Origin of the sequence: Speluncibacter jeojiensis, from assembly GCF_029589495.1 — a bacterium.
Lineage (GTDB): Bacteria > Actinomycetota > Actinomycetes > Mycobacteriales > Mycobacteriaceae > Speluncibacter > Speluncibacter jeojiensis.
Genome location: NZ_JAAIVF010000001.1, coordinates 1,399,921 through 1,416,593, shown reverse-complemented (window position 1 = coordinate 1,416,593; position 16,673 = coordinate 1,399,921). Strand labels below are relative to the sequence as shown.

The following is a 16,673-nucleotide window of genomic DNA, read 5'->3' as shown; positions in this document are numbered from 1 at the left end:
CCCCGAACCGGCGCGCGCCGAATCTCACAGAGCCTTAACTCTTCCCCAACAACCCCTCAACTTCGCCCTTCTACCGTTTTGGTCATCGGGTTCTTCATCACCGAGAAGTGATTGCAGAACAACGGGTTCCAGCCGGAGGAGGAGTCATGACCAGCTTGCGGACGATGGGTGTCGACGGAAAGTTCACCACACCGGCCCTGCACGGATGCTCCGCCGAGGACATGGCGGCCGCGCTCGCGACCGATCTCGCCGCCGGCGAGGTGCTCGTCACCGACCCCACACGCGGATGGATCGCCTCGGTGTTGCCCGGCGAGGGCCCCGGCGGCGTCGACGACGTGCTGATCTTCTCGCTGGACCCGGCCGACGAGTGGACGCCGGAGTACCAGCGGTGGGCCGAGGCCGTGGAGTCCGAATTCGTGGTTGATCCGGTCGCCGCCTGATGCGGGCGGGCAAGATGGGTGCGTGGCTGCGGATGCGAAGGTTCTTGTGGTGGACGACGACACCGACGTGTTGACCGCGCTGCAACGCGGCCTGGAACTGTCGGACTTCACGGTGTTCACGGCGACCGACGGCGGGGCCGCGTTGCGCGCGGTCGACGAGCACGACCCCGACGTGATGGTCCTGGACCTCAACCTGCCGGTCCTCGACGGCGTCGGGGTGGTCACCGCGCTGCGGGCGATGCACAACGACGTGCCGGTGTGCGTGCTCAGCGCGCGCAGCGCCGTCGACGACCGCATCACCGGGCTCGAAGCGGGTGCCGACGACTACCTGGTCAAGCCGTTCGAATTCGGTGAACTGGTCGCCCGGCTGCGCGCGCTGCTGCGACGGCGTCCGGAACCGGCGGTGCAGGCAGACGGCGACGCCGTGCGGATCGGACCGGTGCTGATCGACCTGCCCGGACGTCGGGTCGAGGTCGCCGGTACCGAGGTGCACCTGACCAAACGCGAGTTCGAGTTGCTGGCCGAACTCGCCGAGAACGCCGGCATCGTGCTCAGCCGCGAACAGCTGCTGCGGTCGGTGTGGGGTTACGACTTCGAGGCCGAGACGAACGTGGTCGACGTGTTCGTCAGCTATCTGCGCCGCAAACTCGAGATCGAGGGGGCGCCGCGGGTGCTGCACACCGTGCGCGGCGTCGGCTTCGTGCTGCGGGAACGATGAGCGCGCTCGCCGGCCGGTCGGTGTCGCTGCGCCTGCGGGTGACGGCGGCCGCCGCGCTCGGCACCGCGCTGGTGGTGCTGGTGCTCGGCGCCGTGGTGTGGGTGGCGATCGGCCGGCAGGCGCACTCGGAAATGGACGGCAAACTCGACTCGGTCGCGCAGGTGGCGGCCGGGAACCTGACCAGCCTGCGCGTGCTCGAACCGAAGCCGGTGGTCGCGCCCGGCTATGTGGGCACGCTGCGCGCCGGTCCGGTGGTGCTGTCGGCGACCCCCGTCGAGCTTCCGGTCCTGCAACCCGGCTGGGCTGACGTCACCGTGGACGGCGTGCAGTACCGGGTGCGGACGGTGTCGGTACTCGCTGGACTCGGCGCGACCATCTCGGTGGGCGCTCCGACCGCTCCGCTCGACGCGAGCATCGCCGGACAGCACCGGTGGACCATCGGCATCGGGCTCGGCGCGGTCGCGGTCGCCGCGGGACTGGGGTGGCTGTTCGCCGGCGTCGCGATCGGACCGCTGCGCAAGCTCACCGACCAGACCCGGCGCCTCGGCGTCGACCCGCAGGCGCCGCCGCCGCAGGTGACCGGCGCGCACGAGGCCGAGGAACTCGCCGCCGCGCTCCGCCAGCTGCTGGCGGCGAACACCCACGAGCGTGCCCGCACCGCCGCGGCCCTGCAGACCGCCCGCGACTTCGCGGCCGCCTCCGCGCACGAGCTGCGCTCCCCGCTGACCGCCATGCGGACCAACCTCGAGGTCGCCACCACGTTGGAGCTGGATGCCGACAAGCGCGCGGAGATCCTCGGCGACGCGCTGCGCACCGAGCGCCGCGCGGAGGCGACTCTGTACGCGCTCGAACGCCTTGCCGCCGGGGACCTCTCGTCGGCCGAGAACTACGTGCCGGTCGACCTGGCCGAACTGCTCGACCGGGCGGCGGCCGACACCACCCGCGCACACCCCGACCTCGAGCTGCGATTGGACGTGCCGCCCCAGCTGCCGATGGTCGGGCTGCCGGCGGGACTGCGCCTCGCGGTCGACAACGCGATCGCCAACGCCATCCGGCACGGTGGTGCGACCCGGATCGACATCGGGGCGCGTCTCGACGGCGACCAGGTGACGGTCGCGGTCGCCGACAACGGCGCCGGTATTCCTGCGCCGGAGCGTCCGGAGTTGTTCGAGCGGTTCCGCCGCGGCTCGGGCGCATCGCCGGACGGTTCCGGACTGGGCTTGGCGCTGCTGCGCCAGCAGGTCGAACTGCACGGCGGCACAGCGTGGTTCGAGGACAGTCCGCTGGGCGGGGTACGCCTGGTCATGCGGATGTTGCGGGAGCCGACGCCGCGCTGAACGGGATACCGTTCACAGCACCTGCGACAGGAACTGCTGCAGCCGAACGGTCTTCGGGCTATCGAAAAGCTCCTGGGGAGCGCCCGTCTCGACGACCGCACCCCGATCCATGAACAGCACCGAGTCGGAAACCGAACGAGCGAAGGCCATCTCGTGGGTGACGACGACCATGGTCATGCCGGCCCGGGCGAGGTCGGTCATCAGCGCCAGCACACCCTTGACCAGCTCAGGGTCGAGCGCGGAGGTCGCCTCGTCGAAGAACATCACCTCGGGTTCCATCGCGAGCGCACGCGCGATCGCGACCCGCTGCTGCTGACCGCCGGAGAGCTGACCGGGCCGCGAGTCGGCCTTGCCCGCCAACCCGACCCGGTCGAGTTGCTGCAGCGCGAGCTCGCGGGCCTGAGCCTTGGACAGTCCGCGCAGCTTTCGCGGTCCCAGCATGATGTTCTCGGCGACGGTCTTGTGCGGGAACAGATTGAAGTGCTGGAACACCATCCCGATACGCTGCCGGACCCGGTCGGGGTTCTCCTTCAGGATTGACCTGCCGTCGAGCAGGATGTCGCCGCAGTCGGGTTCGTGCAGTCGGTTGAGCACCCGCAGCAGCGTCGACTTGCCCGATCCGGACGGGCCGATCACCGTCGTGGTGGTGCCGGAGTCGACCTGCAGGTCCACCCCGCGCAGCACCTTGTTCGCGCCGAAGGACAGGTGCAGGTCCCGGCCGGTCAGCGAAACAGACGCGGTGGGGGTGGTCATCAGTTCATCTCCATTCCGGCCGCATCCTCGACTTCGAGTGCTTCCTCGGCGGTGGCCGGACGCCCGGTGCGCAGCCGCCGGTCGATGTAGTTGACGAGATGTGTGAGCGGAATCGTCAACAGCAGGTAGAACAGTCCCGCGGCGACCAGCGGCGACAGGTTGCCGGTCTGCGAGCTGAGGTCGCGGCCGACCTGGAACAGCTCCCGTTGCGAGGCGACCAGGCCCAGGAAGTAGATCAGCGACGACGCCTTGATCAGCGAGATGAACTGGTTCATCAGCGCCGGCAGGACCCGCCGCACACCCTGCGGCACGACCACCAGCCGCATCGAGCTGCGGTAGGAGAAACCCAGTGCGCGTGAGGCTTCCATCTGACCGGACTCGACACTCTGGATACCGGAGCGGAAGATCTCGCCGATGTAGGCGGCGGCCATCAGCGACAGCGCGGCAATGCCCAGCGGAAACGGATTGTTGCCGGTCAGCCCGATCACGACCGGGCCGATGCCGAGCCCGATGATCAGGATGATCACCGCCTCCGGCAGCCCGCGGAAGATGTCCGTGTACACCCGCGCCGGCCAGCGCAGCCAGCGCGTGCGCGAGATGCCGGCGACCGCCAGCAGCATGCCCAGCACGGTGCCGATGACCCCCGAGGTGATCGACAGGATCAGCGTGTTCGGCAGGCCGGTCTTGAACAGGTCCGGGATCGCCTTCTTGTACAGGCCCCAGTCGAAGAACGTGTCCTTCAGTTGCTGCAGCGTCGATTTCGGCGCCGACTGGGTGGTGGGTTGCTCGTTCTGGTGGCCTTTCGCGATCGCGGCGAAGTCCGGCAGCTGCGGCATCGGCGCGGCCTTGCTGCCGGGCTTCCATCCCGGCGGCAGCTGCCGCGGAACCCACTCCGAGTACAGCTTCGCCCAGGTGCCGTCGGCGATCACCGCGTCCAGGCCGGAGTTCAGCGCGTCGACCAGGGGCTGATTGTCCTTCGCGACCGCCCAGCCCACGAAGTTGTTGACGCTGAACGTGTTCTGCACGATCTCGGTGCCGTCGCCGGGCTTGATCGCGCCGACCGCCTGCTGCGACGGCGCCACCCAGGCGTCGATCTGTCCGCTCTTGAGGTTCGCGTAGGCGGTGTTGTAGTCGGGGAACTTCACCGGCTGCAGGTGCAGGGTGTTGACCACGTAGTCGTCCTGCACGGTGCCCTGGACCACACCGATCCGGGTGCCGGCGTTCAGGTCGGAGAAGCCCTTGATCGGCGAGCCGTCCTTGACCACCAGCGAGAAGTAGCCGAAGTCGTAGCCGTTGGTGAATGCGACCGTGTCGCGCCGCTCAGCCGTCGTGGTGATCGACGACGAGCCGACGTCGAATCGGTGGCCGGCGACCTGGGCGAGCAGCCCGGCGAATTCGGTGCCGACGAACTTCACCTTCAGGCCGAGCTTCGCGGCGACCGCCTCGAGCAACTGGTTGTCGTAGCCGGTGAACTGACCCTGTGAGTTGACGCAGATGCTCGGCGGCGCGTCCGAGAGGGTGCCGACCGTGAGCGTGCCGGGGGTGATCAGGCGCAGCTTGCTCGCGTCGATCTGGTCGAGCGGGGTGGTCGTCGCCGTCGTGTAGCGGTCGACCTCGCCCGCGGCGGACGAGGCGGCCAGGTTGGTGGGTGCGCTCGAGGCGCTGTCGACGCCCGGCGGGGAGCACAGGTCGGTGCTCGACGAACTCGGCGAGCCGCTCGAACATGCCGCGGTTGCCAGGGTCAGCATCAGCGTCAGGAGGACGACTGCCAGGGTGCGGGTGCGTCGCCGAGTGGTCACCCTGGGACTCTATCGACCGCGCGGTCGCGTCGAGGGGCCTCGCAGGGGCGTGCCGCCGTGGCGTCTTACGATCTTGCCGACAGTAGGTTCCGCCGGGGCTCGGTGCCCGAGCTCGGTGCCCGGCGAGATGTCAGGCCAGAATTGACCCTGGCACTACACGTGAATTTACGTCACACTTACTCCATGCAGCTGGCACATGAGATTCGCGGTGAGGGCCCGACGTTGGTCCTGGTGCACGGTGTCGTCCATCGTCGACACGCCTGGAACCCGGTCCTGGACCTGCTCACCCCGCACCGCCGGGTGGTCACCGTCGATCTCCCCGGTCACGGCGACTCTCCCGAGATGCCTGCGGGCGCCGACCCGCTGCGGATCGGCACCGAGATCGCCGAGGAGTTCCTCGAGCAAGTGGCCCCCGGTGAGAAGGTGCACGTCGCCGGCAACTCCCTCGGCGGCTGGTTCGCGCTGGAGATGGCTGCGCGTGGCAAGGTCGCGTCGGCGACCGCGATCTCCCCGGCCGGCTTCTTCGCCAACAAGGTGGACCAGGAACGTGCGGTCAAAACGTTCCTGGCGCTGCGGGCGAGCGCGCGCCGGCTCGGGCCGCGCATGGACAGGATGCTCGACAGCAAGGCAGGTCGAACCGTTGGCATGGGCGTGTTCTTCTCGAAGCCGTGGCGGGTCGATCCGGAGATCGCCAAGATCGACAGCCGCGCGCTGCTGACCAACAAGGTGATCGATCGCGGGCTCAGCGCTGATTTCACCTTCAGCCCGCTGGCCGACCCGATGGTGCCGATCACTGTCGCGTGGGGCAAGCGAGATCTGGTGCTGCCGGTGTACGAGGCCAAACGGGTGCGGCAGGTGTTCCCCCAGGCGCGGGTGACCGCCTACCCGAAGGTCGGTCACGTGCCGATGTCGGACGATCCGCAGCTGATCGCCCGGGTGTTGCTCGAGGGAAGTGCGACGACGGCCCGGGTGAGTTGAGTCCTGGCGCGTGAGTCCCGTGTGGGCTTGCGTTGGAGTGCGCTCCGGTCGTTAGCGTGCCGCGCATGACATCGCGCCCCGCACCGACTCGCGCCGCCTTGATGCGCACCGCACCGACTCGCGGTGCACCGGCCGACCCCACGCCGACCTGCACCGCACTGGTCGAGATCGACTTCCAGCACTGGATCATCGAACTCGCGCACGACAGTGCGGTCGTCGATCGGGCGGTCGCGGCGCGCGACCGGTTCCGGCGGGCGGGCGCATCGATCGTCTGCACCCGGTACGCGAGCACGGATCCGGCCGACCCGATGCGGTCCGATCTGTCGGGTCATGGGGCGTCGTTTCATCGGGCCTTGGCGCCGGGCGACGGCGATCTGGTGTTGACCAAGTACGCGCGCGACATCTTCGCCAACCCCGACCTGCACGCGAACCTGCGGCTGCGGGGCGTCACCGACGTCGTGCTCAGCGGCATCGCCACCGAGCACGGAGTCGCCTTGGCGGCGCGGTCGGCCCGCGAGCACGGATACCGGGTGTCCGTCGTCGCCGACGCCTGCGCCGGGACGACCCGCGAGGCCCACCGCCGGACACTGGCGGAGCTGGCCGACGAGGGAATATCAGTGATCTGAGCGCAGGGCTTGCGTTGGAGCGCACTCCAGCACCTACCGTCGGTACCCATGACGACGGCACTGGGTATAGCGGAGGTCGCAGAGTCGACCGGACTGACCCGAGACACGCTTCGCTGGTATGAGCGCGAGGGCCTGATCCCCCGCGTCAACCGCGGCAGCGACGGACGACGCCGGTATGACGACGTGTCGCTGCGGATGATCCAGCTGGTCGTGCGGTTGCGCCGCACCGGCATGCCGGTCGCGGAGATCCGCCGATTCCTCGCGTTGTACAACGAGGGCGCGGCCAGCCACGGCCGTCGTATGGCGCTGCTGCTCGAACATCGTGAACGGGTGCTGGCCCAACGTGCGCAGCTGGACGAGGACCTCGGCGCCATCGACGACAAGATCGAGCACTATCGCGGATTGATCGACCGTGGGCTGGACTGTACGGAGACCCCGATCACCGACCCCATTCTCATTGAGCGACAAGGAGATTTCCTGTGAGTGACGTACCGCTGATCGAACTGGGTCAAGGGCTGAAGGTGAGCCGCATCGGCTTCGGCGGGATGGCCTTGAGTCACGTCTACGGGCCGACCGATCCGGCCGAGGCACTGGCCACGCTGCACCACGCCCTCGATGTGGGCGTCACCTTCATCGACACTGCTGACGTGTACGGCGAGCCCCGGCCGGGGACCGTGGGGCCTGCGGGTACCAACGAGGAGCTGATCGCCGAGGTGCTGCGCACCCGCCGCGACGAGGTGCAACTGGCCACGAAGTTCGGCATCACCGGCAAGATCGGTGACCAACCCGGTGACACCCCGACCCGCGGCGACCGCGATTACGTACGAGCCGCATGCGAGGCGTCGCTGCGCCGGCTCGGCACGGATGTGATCGATCTGTATTACATGCACCGTCGTGAGCTCGACCGGCCGATCGAGGAAACGGTCGGGGCGATGGCGGAACTGGTGGAGGAGGGCAAGATCCGGCATCTCGGGCTCTCGGAGGTCACGGGGGCGGAGTTGCGCGCGGCGGCCAGGGTGCATCCGATCAGCGCGGTGCAGAGCGAGTGGAGCATCTGGTCGCGTGACGTCGAACAGCACGTGGTGGCGGCCGCTGTCGAGGTCGGCGCCGGGTTCGTGCCCTACTCACCGCTCGGCCGCGGATTCCTCACCGGCGCACTGACAAAGGAGAGCGTGTCCAGTTCGATGCGGAAGGGGCAGCCGCGGTTCGACGAGAACTTCGAGGCGAACCAGGAGGTCGTCGACGTGGTCCGTGCGGTCGCCGCTGAGGTCGGTGCCACCCGGCGCAGGTGGCACTTGCGTGGTTGCTGGCGCAGGGTGACCGGATCGGTGTGCCTGTTGCCCCGATCCCGGGGACCCGGCGTGCCACCCGGGTCGACGAGAACGCCGCGGCGACACGGGTGGTGCTCGACGATGAGCAGATGGCGAGCCTCGACCGCGCGGCGGAACTGGTTTCCGGTGATCGGAACCTGACCTTCAATGGGCCGCAATGGGTATCGGCCGGACGCGAGTGAACTGACGGGTCGCGCGTGGGTTGACGGTCGGGCATGGGGTTTACGGCCGGGCCTATCGGTACACGCCTGCCGGGGGCTGTTGGCGCATCACGTGACAACGTTCCGCCGCCGCTTACATTTACACACGTCAGCCCCGCATCGCTGCTTGCGATGTGGGGTCGGCGTGTTCGTTTGTGGTGCTTGGGGTCCCGTGTGGGTCGCGCCGTGTTTCAGGCGGCGGTGCGGCCGTGGGCGGGGAGGGGGTTTCGGTCGGGGTCGCGGGAGCGTGGCGGCCGGAACCAGGGAAGCAGGTCGGGTCCGATGAATACTTCCCACTCGCTGTGGTGGATGAGTCGGTGGTGGTAGCGGCAGAGCAGGACGGTGTTGGACAGGTCGGTGTCGCCGCCGTCGGCCCAGTGGATGATGTGGTGGGTGTCTGTCCAGGCGGCGGGCCTACCGCAGCCGGGGAACGCGCAGCACCGGTCGCGGACGATCAGGGCGCGGCGTAGCGAGGCGGGGACGAGCCGGTCTTTGCGGCCGAGTTTCAACGGGACGCCGTCATTGTTGATGATGATGGGGGTGATGATGCAGTCACACGCCAACCGGCGCGTCGAGGCGCGGGAGAGCGGGCCGGTCCACATCATCTGCGGGCCGAGGCCGGAATCGGAGCCACAGCCGTCGCCGCTATCGTCACTGCCATAATCGTCACGGCCGCAACCGCACTCGCCGCCATCGCAGTGATGCAGATCGTTGATGTTCACCAACACCGTCAGGTGTGGCTTCTCGCCGCCCTCGACCGGACCGGCACCGCAGTCGTGGAAGCGACGCAACATTTCGGTGACCGCGTCCGCCCGCCGCAGTGCCGCCGGCCGCGGGTCGGGTTCCCCGCCCGGACCCGGCACGGGTGCCGAGAGTTTCGACAGGGCGGTCAGCAGCATCTCCCCGGTTTCGGAGTCGACGTCGCCCTTGATGACGACGCGCCCGTTGAGGGTTTGGGAGGCGTAGAACTCGTTGCGGTCGGTGTCCTCGGCGGGCGGGGTCTGCGCGAACGCGTCCCGCAGATCGGTGATCGATTTGCGTAGGGCGGCGGCGTCGCCGGTTCCGTGGGACACCTCGTCGATCAACCTTTTGCGGATGTCGGGGACGATGTCGACGGGCATGCCTTTGGGTGGGTTCTCGCAGAACGCGCCGATCAGCACGGCGAGGTCGGCGCGTAACCCGCCGGACTCGTAGGCGGCGGCGAGGTCGGGTTGTTCGCGCAGCAGCCGCGCGAGCGAGACGATGCGGGACGCTTCGGACACCGAGAGCATTCCTGCGGGGGTGTTCGCCAGCCAGTGTTTGAGTGCGGGATGCGCCGGGTCCGGCACCACACGGCGGTGGTCGGTCTCCCCGACCAGGCTCACTCGCAACGCCTGCAACCGGTGGATCTGAGCGGTCACCGCGGGGACACCAGCGATCAACTGCGCGTCACTCAACTGCCACAACTCGGCATCGAGCAGTGTGTCGAGCTCTCCCCTGGTCCCCACCATGATCACAGAATAATCGAACTGACGTTCTAGTCAAGGAAGAAATTCGGTCTGGCCTGACCGCGTGTTCGGCGTAGAATTCGGCTGTCGAGTCGATTGCGAGGTTCACCGCAATGCGCACCGCAGGGGACAGCTGGGACATCGTCAGTAGCGTCGGCCTCACCGCTCTCGGGGTCGCGACCTTTCGTGCTCTGGAGAGCGCGCGGGACGACGCCCTGATCACCGACGAGTTCGCCCGTTGGTTCGTCGAGGCAGCCGGTGACCAGCATTTTCTCGAGATGCTCGCCGAGCCCTCACGGTTCGAGTCCACGCCGTTCTTCCCGGGCACCATGGGAATTCGGACGAAGTTCTTCGACGACTACTTTCTGGCGGCCGCGGCCGACGGTGCCACGCAGGCCGTGATCGTCGCCGCGGGACTCGACGCGCGCGCATTCCGTCTGGAGTGGCCCACGGGCACAACTGTCTTCGAGATAGATCAGCCGAAAGTGCTGCAGTTCAAGCAGGAAGTGCTCGACGAGCATGGCGCGCAACCACGTGCCGATCGTCGAACAGTCGCGGTCGACCTGCGTGACGACTGGCCCGCGGCTCTCGAGACCGCCGGCTTCTCGCCGGAGCGTCCGTCGGCATGGTCGGCGGAAGGTCTGCTCGCCTACCTGCCCGGCCCCGCGCACGATGCGCTGTTCGGTCGAATCAACGAATTGTCCGATGCCGGATCGCATCTCGCAGTGGACGGCTTCGGATCCGGTGCGGACATCCGGCGCTTCCAAGAGATCCGCCGCAAGTACCTCGACCAGAATCCGTTCGGCAACATCGACATCTCACAACTGTTCTACGACGACACGCGCGCCGAGCCTGCCGAGTGGCTGACCGAACACGGATGGAGGGTGCAGACCCGCAGCCCGCTCGACCTCGCTGCTCAGTACGGACGCGACGTCCCGGACCTCCCCGACGACCTCAGGGAGATGGCCGAGCGGCCGACCTACCTGACAGCCGAATCCGGTTCCTGCGCAGGATGAGCGGACCGGCTACCCCCGCGCATCGCGCCAGTCGACCGCCTCCCGCACGCGCGTGAGGTCGTAATCCGGTCCACTGACCGGGATCGTGAACATGCTGACACCCTCGTCGGCCAGCACGTCCGCGTCGGCGAGGTCCTTCGGCGTGTCCGTCGAGCGTTGCACGGCCGAGGGATCGCGCCCGACCGCGGCGCAGTGCTCGGCGAGGACTGCGGACTTGTGCCGGTACTGCTCGACGTCGGCGAAGGTGTGCCAGATGTCGGCGTAGGTGGCAACGTGGCGCAGGGTCTTGCGCTCGCCGCTGCCGCCGATCAGCAACGGCATCGGCCCGACCGGGGGCGGGTTGAGCGCGGCCAGCCTCGCCTCGATCCGCTCCAGGCTCGAGCCGAGCAGGTCGATCCGTGACCCCGCGGTGCCGAAGTCGTATCGGTACTCGTCGTAATCCTTCTCGAACCAGCCGGCGCCGATCCCGAGGATCAGCCGGCCGCCGGAGATGTTGTCGACCGTACGGGCCATGTCCGCCAACAGATCCGGGTTCCGGTATCCCCCGCCGGTGACCAGCGCACCGATTTGCACCCGCTCGGTCTGTTCCGCCCAGGCGCCGAGCATCGTCCAGCATTCGAAGTGCGCGCCGTCGGGGTCGCCGTGGAGCGGGAAGAAGTGATCCCAGTTGAACACCGCATCGACGCCCGCGTCCTCCGAGCGGAGCACTGCGTCCCTGATCAGCCCGTAGTCGGCGGCGTGCTGGGGTTGGAGTTGAACCGCGATCCGCACCATGGTGTCCTCCCGAGCCGTGAGTGAATTTGCGTGGACGGGCCCACGCAATTCACGCACAGGCGCGTCAGCGCAATACTGCCTGAGACTGGGTCACCTGGGCCACCGATCGGCCGGTTCCGTCGGTCAGGTCGACGACGACGGCGATGGTGCTGCGGCCGACGTGCAACGGCCGCGCGGTGGCCGTGACCTGCCCCTCCTGCACGCCGCGCAGGAACAGCGTGTTCGACGACGTCGTGCTGGTCGACGCGCCCGCGGGCAAGTTCAGGAAGGCGCACACGGCGCCGATGCTGTCGGCCAGGGCCATCAGCGCGCCGCCGTGCAGCAGGCCGGCAGCGGTGGTCAGTGCGGGACGCCAGCGCATCGTCCCGACCACCCGGTCGGGCCCGGCCTCGGCAAGCTCGATGCCCAGATGCTCGGTCAGCGGCATCAACGTGCGCATCTGCGCGGTGTCCAGCCCCGCCGTGCTCTCGGTGCTCATGCCGCCGCCACCTGGTCGACGAAACCCAGCACCAGCGCCAGCCGGCCGTCCGCGTCGCGCACCGCGACATCGGACCCCACGATCACCGCCGGTTCCCCGGCCGGGCCCAGCTCCCAGGTGAACCTGGCCTGGTCGTGGTGCGCATCGACGGAGCCGCGCAGCGCGAACCTCATGCCTGGGAACTGGTCCTGCACAGCGCAGATCGTCGCGGCGATCGCGTCTCGGCCGCGGGCGGCGGCCAGCGGATCGATGTACTCGCCGTCCTCGGACCACAGGCTGCGGACCCGACGGGCGCGTTCGTCCGGGTCGGTTTCGTTCCAGAGCTCGATGTACTGGTTCGCGAGGGTGTCGAAGTCGCTCATGGCCTGCTCCTCAATCGGATTCGGTGGACACGAACCATCCTGGGCCGGTCGACTACGGGCGTCGATTACCTCGAAGGTAATGGCAGACGGCCGGCACCGGCCCTAGTTTGGGCTCATGACCACCACCGAGACACCGGTCGGACACCTGCTGAGGGATTGGCGCAAACGCCGCGGGATCAGCCAGCTGGAACTTGCGTCGCGTGCCGAGGTGTCCACCCGGCACCTGAGCTTCGTCGAGACAGGACGGTCGCGCCCCACCCCGGCGATGATCGTCAATCTCTGTGAGCGACTGGATGTTCCGCTGCGCGAACGCAACACCATGCTGCTCGCCGGCGGCTTCGCCCCGGCCTACTCCGAACACCGGCTCGACGCGACACCGATGGCCGCCGTCAGCGAGGCCATCACCCAGATCCTGCGGGCGCACCAGCCGTTCCCGGCCGTCGTGGTCGACCGGCAGTGGGAGATGGTCGACGCCAACGAGTCCATCGGCACCCTCATCGCGGATGTCGATCCGCGCCTGCTCGAACCTCCCGTGAACGTGCTGCGGCTGAGCCTGCACCCAGACGGGCTGGCGCCGCGCATCCTCAACCTCGGCGAATGGCGTGCGCACCTGCTGCACCGGCTCGAACAGGAGATCGCCTGGTCCGGCGACCAGGGCCTGGCGGAACTGCTCGACGAGCTGCGCGGCTATCCCGGCGGCGCCGGAGAGCAGCACGACCCACGGGGCATCATCGTGCCGATGCAGTTCCGATCGGCGCTCGGCGACCTGTCGCTGCTGAGCGTGACCACCGTCTTCGGCACCCCGCGCGACGTCACCGTCGCCGAATTGGCCATCGAATCGTTTTATCCCGCAGACGCCGAGACCGCCGCGCTGCTGCGGTCTTGAGGCCTACCCTCGATTGATGACGGTGTTGCCCGGCTCGGCGCCTTCGTCCGCTCCTCGCTCGTCCCTCGCTGCGATGCTCCGAAGGGACCTCGCCTCATGACGGTGTTGCCCGGCTCGGCGCCTTCGTCCGCTCCTCGCTCGTCCCTCGCTGCGATGCTCCGAAGGGACCTCGCCTCATGACCTACACCGACCTCAACGGGGTGCGCACCCACTGGGACCGCGTCGGTGACGGCGAGCCGGTCGTGCTGCTGCACGGCGGCGGTGTCGGCGCGGACTCGTGGTTCGCACAGACACCCGCGCTTGCGGATGCCGGCTTCGCGGTCTACCTGCCCGAGCGGCGCGGTCACGGCGCCACCCCGGATGTGCTCGGCCCGTTCACCTATCCGCTGATGGCGCGGGACACCGCGGCGTTCCTCGACGAGGTGGTCGGATCCAGTGCGCACATCGTCGGCTGGAGCGACGGCGCTCTGGTCGGGGCGCTGCTGGCGATCGAGCGCCCCGACCTGGTCCGGCGCCTGGTGCTGATCGGCCAGTACTACGACCGGACCGGCCGCGACCCCGACGTGCACGACGAGATGAGCAACTGGCGCGACAACCCGCCGCAGTACCTGCGCGACATGTACGCGGCGCTCTCGCCCGACGGCGCCGAGCACTTCCCCGTGGTCTTCGGCAAGATCCTCGACCTGTGGGACCGGGACCCGGGGCTGCCGCACGAGCAGATGGCCCGCATCACCGCGCCGACACTGATCGTCCAGGGCGACCGCGACGCGGTGCGGATCGATTACAGCGCCGCGCTCGCGGACGCGATGCCCGACGCGCGGCTCGCGGTGCTGCCCGGCACCCACGCGCTGCCGGTGGAGAGTCCGGAGCTGGTCAACACGCTGCTCGCGCAGTTCTTGGCCGTCAGCTGAGCGGCCGGTCCCGCCTGCTAGCGTGCCTGCGTCAGCCCTGTACTACGGATCGTCCGGCACGTTCCTGCCGGTGAAGGGACCTGCCAGACATGGCCACAGTGACCTATGACGGTGCCACCTGCCTGTTCCCCGGGTCGGACACCGCCGCCGTCGACAACCTGGACCTGCACATCGAGGACGGCGAGCTGCTGGTGCTCGTCGGACCTTCCGGCTGCGGCAAGTCCACCTCGCTGCGCATGCTCGCGGGGCTGGAGAACGTGCACAGCGGCCGCATCCTGATCGGCGGCGACGATGTGACCGCGCAGGAGCCCAAGCAGCGCGACATCGCGATGGTGTTCCAGAACTACGCGCTCTACCCGCACATGTCGGTCGCCGAGAACATGGGCTTCGCGCTCAAGCTCGCCGGCGTGGGCAAGGCCGACATCAAGCAGCGCGTCCAGGAGACCGCCGCGCTGCTGGACCTGTCCGAGTACCTCGACCGCAAGCCGAAGGCGCTCTCCGGTGGACAGCGCCAGCGCGTCGCGATGGGGCGCGCGATCGTCCGTCAGCCCCAGGTGTTCCTGATGGACGAGCCGCTGTCCAACCTGGACGCGAAGCTGCGGGTGCAGACCCGCACCCAGATCGCCGAGCTGCAACGCCGGCTCGCGACCACCATGGTCTACGTGACCCACGACCAGGTCGAGGCCATGACAATGGGCGACCGCGTCGCGGTGCTCAAGAGCGGGGTGCTGCAACAGTGTGCGCCGCCGCGCGAGCTGTACAACCGGCCCGCGAACGTGTTCGTCGCCGGATTCATGGGTTCGCCGTCGATGAACCTGCTGACGCTGCCGGTCGCCGACGGCGGAGTGCACCTCGGCGACATGGTCATCCCCGTCTCGCGGGACACGCTGGGCAGCGAGACCGAGGTGGTCGTCGGCATCCGCCCCGAACACCTCGAACCGTCGATGTCGGGGCTCGAACTCGACGTCGACGTGGTCGAGGAACTCGGCTCCGACGCTTATATCTACGGGCAGGTCACCGTGGACCAGGCCCGGCACCAACTGGTTGCCCGCGCGGATTGGCGCAACCCCCCGCGCCGGGGTGAGCGGGTGAAACTGCACGTCAATCCCGACGAGGTGCACGTGTTCGCCGCCTCGGACGGTCGCCGGCTGGGCTGAGCCTGACCGATTCAGTGTGGGGCCAGCACCGGAGAGGTCGGTGTCGCGTGCCACAGTTAGCGACGACATCCGTGTCCGCGTGGGGAATACTGCTTCCCGACACGGACACGGACTACGGCTATCTGGAAGGTGGACCATGCGTGGATTGACCCGGCGGTCACTGATACCCAAGGTCGCGGTCGCGGCCACTGCGGTGACGATGCTCGCGCTGGCCGGCTGCTCCAGCGGCGGCTCCGGCAATGATGCGGTGAACCAGAACCTGGACGCGCGTGGGCCGATCACGTACGTCGAGGGCAAGGACACCACCGCGGACCGCGTCGTCGACAAGCTGATCGCGCAGTGGAACGCCACCCACCCCAATGAGACGGTCACCTTCCACGAGCAGTCCAACGACGCCGACCAGCAGCACGACGACCTCGTGCAGCACCTGCAGGCGAAGTCCAGCGACTATGACGTGATGGCGCTCGATGTCACCTGGACCGCCGAGTTCGCGGCCAAGGGCTGGCTGCAGCCGTTCAAGGACAGCTTCGCGCTCGACGAGTCGAAGCTGCTGCCCGCCACCGTCAAGAGCGGCACCTACGAGAACACGCTCTACGCGGCGCCGAAGAACACCAACGGCGCCCTGCTGTTCTACCGCAAGGACCTGGTGCCCACCGCGCCGTCCACGTGGTCGCAGATGATGGGTGACTGCGCCGTCGCCAAGCAGCACAACATCGGCTGCTACGCGGGCCAGTACGCCAACTACGAGGGCCTGACGGTCAACACCGCCGAGGCCATCAACGCCAACGGCGGCAGCTTCGTCGGTCCGGACGGCCGCACCCCGACCGTCAACACCCCGCAGGCGAAGGCCGGATTGTCCTGGCTGGTGGACGGTTTCAAGAACGGGGACATCCCGAAGCAGGCCATCGGCTGGCAGGAGCCGGAGAGCCAGAACGCCTTCACCGACGGCAACCTGATGTTCCTGCGGAACTGGCCGAACGTCTACGAGAACGCCAACTCGGCGTCCTCGAAGGTCAAGGGCAAGTTCGGCGTCGCGCCGCTGCCGGGCGTCGACGGGCCGGGCGCGTCCACACTCGGCGGCTACAACGTCGCGATCAACGTCAACTCGAAGCACAAGGCGACCGCGCTGGACTTCGTGAAGTACCTGCAGTCCGCCGAGGCGCAGAAGATGATCGCGCTCTCGTCGCTGCCGCCGGTGATGACCGCCATGTACGACGACCCGCAGGTCATCGCGCAGATGCCGTACATGCCCGAGCTCAAGCTGACCCTCGAGCACGCGGTGCCGCGTCCGGTCACCCCGTTCTACCCGGCCGTGTCGAAGGCGATCCGCGACAACGCGTTTGCGGCGCTGCAGGGACAGAAGAGCGTCGACCAGGCGATCAGCGACATGCAGGCCGGCATCTCGTCTGCCACGTCGTGA

At 68.4% G+C, this 16,673-nt stretch carries 17 protein-coding genes and 1 pseudogene; 12 read left to right on the top strand and 6 right to left on the bottom strand.

The window, feature by feature from the left end; translation table 11 throughout:
- The first annotated feature begins 146 nt into the window (after positions 1 to 146).
- The 3 genes from G4X40_RS06255 to G4X40_RS06245 are packed head-to-tail and all read left to right on the top strand — an operon-like array spanning position 147 to position 2,495.
- Positions 147 to 440: a hypothetical protein gene (locus tag G4X40_RS06255; protein WP_277830900.1), complete on the top strand. Its 294-nt coding sequence runs from the start codon at positions 147 to 149 to the stop codon at positions 438 to 440.
- Positions 424 to 1,158 (top strand): response regulator transcription factor, encoded by a 735-nt coding sequence (locus G4X40_RS06250; protein ID WP_408642144.1) that lies wholly within the window; start codon positions 424 to 426, stop codon positions 1,156 to 1,158. The genes G4X40_RS06255 and G4X40_RS06250 overlap by 17 nt, the downstream gene beginning before the upstream one ends.
- Entirely contained in the window at positions 1,155 to 2,495 is a 1,341-nt protein-coding gene (locus G4X40_RS06245; protein ID WP_277830897.1) for a sensor histidine kinase, read from the top strand. The genes G4X40_RS06250 and G4X40_RS06245 overlap by 4 nt, the downstream gene beginning before the upstream one ends.
- 12 nt (positions 2,496 to 2,507) lie before the next feature.
- On the opposite strand, the gene G4X40_RS06240 is transcribed toward G4X40_RS06245, so the two are convergent.
- Positions 2,508 to 3,248 carry an amino acid ABC transporter ATP-binding protein gene (locus tag G4X40_RS06240; protein WP_277830895.1) on the bottom strand — a complete coding sequence of 247 codons (741 nt, stop codon included), beginning with the start codon at positions 3,246 to 3,248 and terminating at the stop codon, positions 2,508 to 2,510.
- Entirely contained in the window at positions 3,248 to 4,996 is a 1,749-nt protein-coding gene (locus G4X40_RS06235) for an ABC transporter substrate-binding protein/permease (protein ID WP_277831314.1), read from the bottom strand. Before G4X40_RS06235 ends, G4X40_RS06240 begins: the two co-directional genes overlap by 1 nt.
- A gap of 234 nt (positions 4,997 to 5,230) precedes the next feature.
- Between G4X40_RS06235 and G4X40_RS06230 the strand changes: the two genes are divergently transcribed.
- The 4 genes and pseudogenes from G4X40_RS06230 (at position 5,231) to G4X40_RS06215 (ending at position 8,164) form a co-directional block, all read left to right on the top strand.
- Positions 5,231 to 6,025, top strand: coding sequence for an alpha/beta fold hydrolase (locus G4X40_RS06230; RefSeq protein ID WP_277830893.1), 795 nt, complete (start codon positions 5,231 to 5,233; stop codon positions 6,023 to 6,025).
- Between the two features lie 65 nt (positions 6,026 to 6,090).
- Entirely contained in the window at positions 6,091 to 6,651 is a 561-nt protein-coding gene (locus tag G4X40_RS06225) for a cysteine hydrolase family protein (RefSeq protein ID WP_277830891.1), read from the top strand.
- Positions 6,652 to 6,699: 48 nt separating this feature from the next.
- On the top strand, positions 6,700 to 7,134 hold the full coding sequence (locus G4X40_RS06220; RefSeq protein ID WP_277830889.1) for a MerR family transcriptional regulator: 435 nt from the start codon (positions 6,700 to 6,702) through the stop codon (positions 7,132 to 7,134).
- Positions 7,131 to 8,164 (top strand): annotated as a pseudogene (locus G4X40_RS06215) (aldo/keto reductase). The gene G4X40_RS06220 and the pseudogene G4X40_RS06215 overlap by 4 nt, the downstream one beginning before the upstream one ends.
- A 209-nt stretch (positions 8,165 to 8,373) precedes the next feature.
- Here the strand turns inward: G4X40_RS06215 and G4X40_RS06210 are convergent.
- The gene (locus G4X40_RS06210; RefSeq protein ID WP_277830885.1) at positions 8,374 to 9,672 is read right to left on the bottom strand and encodes an HNH endonuclease signature motif containing protein; all 1,299 of its coding nucleotides are present in this window, start codon (positions 9,670 to 9,672) and stop codon (positions 8,374 to 8,376) included.
- 110 nt (positions 9,673 to 9,782) lie between these two features.
- Between G4X40_RS06210 and G4X40_RS06205 the strand changes: the two genes are divergently transcribed.
- A complete protein-coding gene (locus G4X40_RS06205) occupies positions 9,783 to 10,685 on the top strand; it encodes an SAM-dependent methyltransferase (protein WP_277830880.1) in 903 nt (300 codons plus the stop codon).
- 9 nt (positions 10,686 to 10,694) lie between these two features.
- Here G4X40_RS06205 and G4X40_RS06200 read toward each other — a convergent pair whose 3' ends face one another.
- The 3 genes from G4X40_RS06200 to G4X40_RS06190 form a co-directional block, all read right to left on the bottom strand.
- Positions 10,695 to 11,459: an LLM class F420-dependent oxidoreductase gene (locus tag G4X40_RS06200; protein WP_277830879.1), complete on the bottom strand. Its 765-nt coding sequence runs from the start codon at positions 11,457 to 11,459 to the stop codon at positions 10,695 to 10,697.
- A gap of 64 nt (positions 11,460 to 11,523) precedes the next feature.
- Positions 11,524 to 11,913 carry a PaaI family thioesterase gene (locus tag G4X40_RS06195; RefSeq protein WP_408642143.1) on the bottom strand — a complete coding sequence of 130 codons (390 nt, stop codon included), beginning with the start codon at positions 11,911 to 11,913 and terminating at the stop codon, positions 11,524 to 11,526.
- Positions 11,914 to 11,933: 20 nt separating this feature from the next.
- Complete coding sequence (locus tag G4X40_RS06190) at positions 11,934 to 12,299, bottom strand: nuclear transport factor 2 family protein (protein ID WP_277830878.1); 366 nt, start codon at positions 12,297 to 12,299, stop codon at positions 11,934 to 11,936.
- A gap of 115 nt (positions 12,300 to 12,414) precedes the next feature.
- Between G4X40_RS06190 and G4X40_RS06185 the strand changes: the two genes are divergently transcribed.
- The 4 genes from G4X40_RS06185 to G4X40_RS06170 all read left to right on the top strand — a co-directional run bounded on the left by G4X40_RS06185 (position 12,415) and on the right by G4X40_RS06170 (position 16,673).
- Positions 12,415 to 13,185, top strand: a complete 771-nt coding sequence (locus G4X40_RS06185) for a helix-turn-helix domain-containing protein (protein WP_277830877.1) — start codon at positions 12,415 to 12,417, stop codon at positions 13,183 to 13,185.
- A 176-nt stretch (positions 13,186 to 13,361) separates the two neighbouring features.
- Complete coding sequence (locus tag G4X40_RS06180) at positions 13,362 to 14,096, top strand: alpha/beta fold hydrolase (protein WP_277830875.1); 735 nt, start codon at positions 13,362 to 13,364, stop codon at positions 14,094 to 14,096.
- Positions 14,097 to 14,185: 89 nt separating this feature from the next.
- On the top strand, positions 14,186 to 15,253 hold the full coding sequence (locus tag G4X40_RS06175) for an ABC transporter ATP-binding protein (protein WP_277830874.1): 1,068 nt from the start codon (positions 14,186 to 14,188) through the stop codon (positions 15,251 to 15,253).
- 136 nt (positions 15,254 to 15,389) lie between these two features.
- Entirely contained in the window at positions 15,390 to 16,673 is a 1,284-nt protein-coding gene (locus tag G4X40_RS06170; protein WP_277830872.1) for an ABC transporter substrate-binding protein, read from the top strand.